The organism is Stenotrophomonas sp. HMWF003 (assembly GCF_003061285.1).
Classification (GTDB): domain Bacteria; phylum Pseudomonadota; class Gammaproteobacteria; order Xanthomonadales; family Xanthomonadaceae; genus Stenotrophomonas; species Stenotrophomonas maltophilia_AP.
In genome coordinates, this window is sequence record NZ_QAIW01000372.1 from 1 (window position 1) to 1200 (window position 1200).

The following is a 1200-nucleotide window of genomic DNA, read 5'->3' on the forward strand; positions in this document are numbered from 1 at the left end:
GTGTAGAAGTTGGTCGCATTCAGCAGGTCGACGTCGGCGCGCAGGGTGCCACCCAGGGTGGTGGCCAGCGCGGCCTTGTCGGCGATCCCGCCGATGGCGTCCAGTTCCGGCTTCACCGCGGCCACGCCACGCGATTCGATGCCGGCCTCGTCCATGAATGCGGCGTAGTAGTCACCGATCAGCTTCGCTTCGCCGCTGGCCTTGGTGTCGGCGGCGGCGCCTTCGAGGATGGCGCGGGTGTCGGCCAGGGTCTTCTCGGCAATCACGTTGAAGCTGCCGTAGCTGGAGCGGTCGGCCGGGATCTCGGTGTTCTTCACCCAGCTGCCGTTGGCAAAGCCGAAGAAGTCGTCACCGGCGGCGACGCTGCGGTCCATGCCAGTGGCATCGAAGCCGAAGCTGCCCAGCTGCGGCTTGGGCGCGGCCGGCGCGGCGGCGGGGCTGTCCGGCGCGGTGGCGACGGGGGCGGCCGGCTCACGGTCGCAGGCGCTCAGGCCCAGCGACAGGCTGGCGGCGATGGCAAGCATCAGGGTAGGGCGGCGCAGCTTGGACATGGACTTCTCAGGCAACGGGGAAACCTCAAGTCTAATCCCCCCGGGAGGGGGTTAGTTGCCGCTGCAACGGCCCCGGGCTGTGCCAAGCGTGGCCGTTGTCCGCGCCGCGCGCGGCCGTGGCTCTTCCCGTGCTGCACGCGCTGGTGCATGCTGGCGGACAGGATTCGGGGCGCACCCGCGTGCAGGCACGGCGCGGCGACGCAGAGGTCAAGAATCCCGGGCTTCGGCCGCTCAGGTTTGGGGAAACCAGGAAGCGTTTACGCATGAAGTCAGCCCATCGCAGCGGGAGAGGTCGGCAATGCCCGCGTTGAACCGCGCCTTGGCACGGCCATTGCGTACGATCGTGTGGCTGGGCGTCAGCCTGGGCGTGCTGCTGGCCGTTGGCCTGGCAATGACGCTGGCCAATGATTACCAGCGCCGCCAGGAAGCCGCGCAGCGCCAGAGCGCGGCGCTGGCCACCGGCTCGCAGCGGCTGCTGCGGCTGGAACTGCGCAACCTGGAACGGGCCATGCTGGGCATCGCCGAGGACGGCGCCTTGCTGTTCGAACGGGTGCCGGCGCAGGCACCGGACCTGCTGGACGACGCCATCGGCGGGGTGCTGCAGCGGCACGCCGAGCTGGACAGCATCGTGGTGGTGGACCAGTACGGT

General features: G+C 69.7%; 2 pseudogenes. One reads left to right on the forward strand and one right to left on the reverse strand.

The window, feature by feature from the left end:
* A pseudogene (locus DBR34_RS15340) lies at positions 1-551 on the reverse strand (M13 family metallopeptidase); the annotation flags it as partial.
* 298 nt (positions 552-849) lie between these two features.
* On the opposite strand from DBR34_RS15340, the pseudogene DBR34_RS23310 reads away from it, so the two are divergent.
* A pseudogene (locus DBR34_RS23310) lies at positions 850-1200 on the forward strand (sensor domain-containing phosphodiesterase); the annotation flags it as partial.